This window comes from Methanospirillum hungatei (assembly GCF_020216685.1).
In the GTDB taxonomy this organism is placed as follows: Archaea; Halobacteriota; Methanomicrobia; order Methanomicrobiales; family Methanospirillaceae; genus Methanospirillum; species Methanospirillum hungatei_B.
The window spans coordinates 1-4944 of record NZ_JAIWNS010000260.1; the positions used below are offsets into that span (position 1 = coordinate 1).

Below are 4944 nucleotides of genomic sequence, written 5' to 3' on the forward strand. Positions count from 1 at the left end.
GGAGATGATGACCATCTTTGAACATATTGCTGATTCAATTGAGATAGCATCAAAACGGGTCAGTGATGTTGCTGCGAATACCCAGGAACAGGCTGCAAGTGTTGAAGAGATAACGGCTAGTGTTCATGAACTCGAAGTACTTGCAAAAGACACTTCACAGGAGGCAATTTCATCATCAGCAGCTACCGAAGAGATAAGTTCATCTATTGATCAGGTGTCACGATCCATATCTGATGCATCAGCTTCCTTACAGAAAATCTCCCAAGAAATGAATAAATTTGAAATTTAAAAAAATCTTTTTTTTTACCGAGATCATTTTCCTAAAAAATCATTTGAAGGGTCTCTATACAAAGCTGCCTCAATCATCCATATCCCATTAATATCCTGCACAATCCCCTATCTCATGCCAGTCAGATTGAGACATGGATGTAATGAGTAAAAATCAGTTATTCCTCCTCCGGATAATGCTTTATTGAGAAAGACCTTACCTGTCTGACCTCAGAGGGGATTTGTAAAAATTTAGGTTTATGAGACTATCTGATCCCCACATGACTGGAACACATTTTTCCTCGCTTTATATTTCTCCTTTATGAGCCTGTCAATAATATGCCCCAGAGTTTTTTCATCACCGATTCCCTCTTCGATATGATGGATGAGCATGTGTATCATACCTGCTCCTGCAGATCGTTCTGCCAGGTACCCACTCACGTATCGCAGGTTTTGTGAACCGATGACCTTTTCTGAAGTAAGATATGTCTGTGATTTCTGTTTAAATCTCTTATAAATATTAATTATGTCCGTAATTTCAGCAGGATCCAGACATACCCATTTTGAGAGGCTTTCAAGATAATCAATTGTTGCACAGGAAGCAATATAAACCGCGACTGAGGCAAAAATCAGATGAATGTCTATTCGGTTCTGATACAATGGAAGTATTTTGCTATTCGGGAAGGCTCCTTTTAGGAACCGGAAAATTTTTACTTTGTACCTGGAACCCGGTGCATAGAGACGGATCTCCGGGTGATAATTTCCTGACTGAATGAGATCTTCCCGAATTGTTGTTTGATACTGCAGTTCAGCATATACCGGTGGTAGAATGAGCCCGTCATCATAGAGCTGGCGGTATTGCTTCTGTTCATAATGAAGTGCCTCAAGCCAGAAAAGCCGGATAACACTCATTTTGTCAGGATTCTGATGTACCTCCTGCCAGAACTCATGAACTTTTTGTTCTGTATTCTGAGAATTTTCACGATACTTTCTGATATATTCATCAAGGATGGCAGAATTAATGATCCCTGCCAGGTTTGATTGTTCAAGACTGGACTCTGCTGCCCTGGAGGTGACAAGATCTCCATATAACTGATGAAATTTTCGAAGAAGTCCGGACTGTCCAAGTCCCATATACTGAATGAGTGGCCGGATTGTCATACCCTGGACAAAGATACTGAACAGAACCGTGAGAACAGAGAACGCAATGATCAGATCCCGAAACGGCAGGGAGAGCGGAATTGAGAGAACCAGGGCAATTGCCACGGCACCACGAAGACCTCCCCAGAAACAGACCGTCTGGTATGAAAAAGGAACCTTGTGTCTGGTAAACCGGTTAAATATGGCAAAGGTTCCTGCTACCGGGACAAGCCGTGCAAGCAATACTGCACCGATGAGGAAAAGAATACCCACAATACCTCCTTTGATGAGAAGAGAGAGATCTTGTAATGAAGCAATGGTAATGCCGACAAGAAGGAAGATCAGACTGTTTGCAAGAAATCCGATATACTCCCAGAAATGGTTCAGCTCCTCACGCCTATCAGGCCCTATCCAGTCTGATGCTGCCTGGGCGGTGATAAATCCACAAGCGACGACTGCAATCACTCCTGAAAATCCCAGTTCATCACCGAGCAGATATGTCAGATATGCTGCAACCAGCGTTGCCGTATGATGAATATGTGAATGAAGGGGAGTTCTTCTTATGATTGCCCGAAGGATGAGACCACCGATGACTCCAATGAAGATTCCACCGACAAATGATGTGAGTAATTGTGAGGTAAAGAGAGCTGATGTTTCCAAAAATGACAGATCATTTTTCAGAAGCGGATGACTTATCAGAAGTAACACCAACTGGAACATTATGATGGAACAGGCATCATTCAGGAGGCTTTCTCCTTCAACAAGTATCTGTAATCGTTTCGGAACACCCACCTCTTTAAAGATGGAGATGACTGCAACCGGATCGGTTGATGAGATAAGTGCCCCAAACAGAAGGGCAAAGAGGAGCGGGATTGCAAAATACCATGAGACCATATATCCGATAATCCCTGCAGAGATGATCACGCCGAATATAGCAAGACATAATACCGGAAAGAGATTCCGATTGAGCAACCTGGTATTTACTGCAATAGCAGATTCAAAGATCAAAGGTGGGAGAAATATATATAGGATGATATCAACCGCAGGAAAATAGGGGCCAATCGGTTTTAACGCACCAAAATGAGGGACGATAAATTCGGAGAAGGCATATCCGATCAGAACCAGTCCGATAGTATAGGGCATCTTCAGGTGCCGCAATGTCATAGAAGCAATGATTGCGACCAGAAGAAGAGAGATGATGATGATTTCATTGGCAATAATCAGATTATGTTCCATAGATATAGATCCTTGGTATTCAATTTGTATTCATGAGTAATGATGTGTCACTCATGTTCCTGAATTCTATATATCAGGTATTTAAGAGAGAATTCAAGATATAATATTTATACAAGCACATATTCTGGTTTATCTGGATATTCGGATTAGACTAACCAGATTACAGGGGTTTGATCACTTCACTCCTAATCAAATCCTTTTTATACATGATCCGCTCTTTATCATACATATGGACACTGAAAAGATCCTTGCAATCATCTTGAGCATCGTGGTACTTTTATTCGGTATAGTTGCCGTCACCGCTCCTTCGGCAGTTTTTGACTTCCTTGTTCTTATCGTCGGAGTAATTTTTCTTATATTTGGAATTCTGACCGCAGGTGTGGCACTTTCAGCAGAGGGTGGGACGCCAAAGATGATACTTTTAGGATCAGGTCTCGTTAGTATCCTTATCGGACTACTGGCTATCATCTCTCCTTATGTTGCAACAATTGCAATTGGATATCTGATTGCATTATGGCTTACCCTGAATGGACTTTTAACCATTGCATACGCAGTTTCAATCACCTGGGAAAAACATCGCATCCTTACCGGTATTGCAGGTGTTATCAGCTTACTTATTGGCATTTACCTGTTTACAAATCCGGGTGCAGGAACGGCTCTTATCATTATGATACTCGGAATATTCTTTATTATTTCAGGAATCCTCTCTCTGATAATGACATTCATGTACTGGAAAAAATAAATCCACTTTTTTTCCTTGAGATCATTCATAACGGGTGAATAAGATTTTCTGGGAGATATAATAAGAGCAACATTAAGGCATTCCCTTGATGATAAGAAGAGTAATATCATCAAATTGAGGTTCTGATTTACTAAAATTCTGGACCTCATCGAATATTTTCTTCTGAATGCCGGTTGCAGTCAGGGATTTGTTCTCCCTTATAATTGATTTCAGGCGTTCTTCGCCAAACATTTCTTGTGACGAACTTAGTGATTCCGTGACTCCATCAGTATATAGAACAATTATATCATCGGGTTGAATCAGTACAGATCTCTGATCGTATGTTTCTTCTTCGAGAACTCCGATGGCAATTCCAGTCATCGATAACTCTTCAAAGGTATCACTTCCTGCCCGGTATACGAGAGGAGGATTGTGTCCTGCATTGACATATGTCATTTTCCTATCCCGTTCTGAGAGGATACCATAAAACAGGGTAACGGACATCCCAGCCTTTGAATCCTGAGCAATAATGCTATTTGCCAATGCTATTGCCTTTGCAGGTTCTGAGTGCCAGATTGCATTGACTCTGACCACAATCCGGGATAATGCCATAAATAAGGCCGCAGGAATTCCTTTTCCAGATACATCGGCTATGAGAATCCCATAGGTTCCCTGATGAAGAGGAACAAGTTCCATCGGTATGACATCAAAGAAATCTCCTCCGACTTCTTTTGCCATCACACTGATCGCTGCAACATCAAAGCCATGAATTGAAGGAATCCTGTCAGGGAGAAAACTTCTTTGAATTTCAGCGGCGATATCAAGTTCAGCTTTCGACCTTGCAAGTCGTTCCTCCATCTTCTTCCGGTCGGTGATGTCCCGGATGGTCTCAATAGCTCCTGTGATTTTGCCATGTAAATCATACAGTGGACTTGCTTTCGCCCAGACAAACCTGCCTTCCCTTCCTGATAATGGAAGAAAGGTATCAACGATAAGGGTATCTCCTTCACGGTCAATGTGTGAATATTTCTCTTCAAGTTCTGCAATTGGCTGAAATACAAGATCTGCAAGGATGGGCCGTCGCTGTCCATAAAAGGGAAGGGCATATTCATAATTTCCTCTCCCAACCATGTCTGAAGCCGGGACTTCTGAAATGAGTTCCATGGCATGGTTCCATGCCTGAACCACTCCGTTTGTATCAATGACCACCGTTGCATCAGGGAGAAAGTTGATAATTTCTTCAAGTCTTCTCCGGGAAATTTCCGATTCCTGCTCAGCCCTCTTCCGGGCAGATATATCCCTGATACTTTCTATTGCACCATACCGTGTTCCTTGTTCATCATAGAGCGGACTAGCCTTGGCCCAGAAATAGGTGCCATCCTTTCCGAATGTTGGGATGAATATATCAACAACAAGGGTGTCACCTTCACGAATGATATGATTATATCGTCTCTCAACCTCTTCATCGGGGAGAAGAATGAGATTTGCAAGCATCGGTTTTCGTTCGCCATAAAAAGGAATGGAATAGTCGTAGTCACCTTTCCCAAGCATTTCAGAGGCAGGGACTCCGGTGACATCCT

General features: G+C 42.2%; 3 protein-coding genes and 1 pseudogene. 2 read left to right on the forward strand and 2 right to left on the reverse strand.

Translation table 11 applies throughout. The annotated features are described in order from the left end of the window. Nucleotides 1-289: pseudogene (locus tag LDL35_RS14470) on the forward strand (methyl-accepting chemotaxis protein); the annotation flags it as partial. Nucleotides 290-525: 236 nt separating this feature from the next. Here LDL35_RS14470 and LDL35_RS14475 read toward each other — a convergent pair. Then, nucleotides 526-2643 (reverse strand): sodium:proton antiporter, encoded by a 2118-nt coding sequence (locus tag LDL35_RS14475; protein WP_304023714.1) that lies wholly within the window; start codon nt 2641-2643, stop codon nt 526-528. 229 nt (nt 2644-2872) lie between these two features. On the opposite strand from LDL35_RS14475, the gene LDL35_RS14480 reads away from it, so the two are divergent. Next, complete coding sequence (locus tag LDL35_RS14480) at nt 2873-3385, forward strand: HdeD family acid-resistance protein (RefSeq protein ID WP_304023715.1); 513 nt, start codon at nt 2873-2875, stop codon at nt 3383-3385. Nucleotides 3386-3457: 72 nt separating this feature from the next. On the opposite strand, the gene LDL35_RS14485 is transcribed toward LDL35_RS14480, so the two are convergent. Continuing rightward, nucleotides 3458-4944: SpoIIE family protein phosphatase (locus LDL35_RS14485; RefSeq protein ID WP_304023717.1), on the reverse strand; the 1487-nt coding region annotated here is incomplete at its 5' end.

Coding starts and splice junctions, on each gene's coding strand:
- LDL35_RS14475 (WP_304023714.1), bottom strand. CDS start 2,643: ATGGAACATAATCTGATTATTGCCAATGAAATCATCATCATCTCTCTT.
- LDL35_RS14480 (WP_304023715.1), top strand. CDS start 2,873: ATGGACACTGAAAAGATCCTTGCAATCATCTTGAGCATCGTGGTACTT.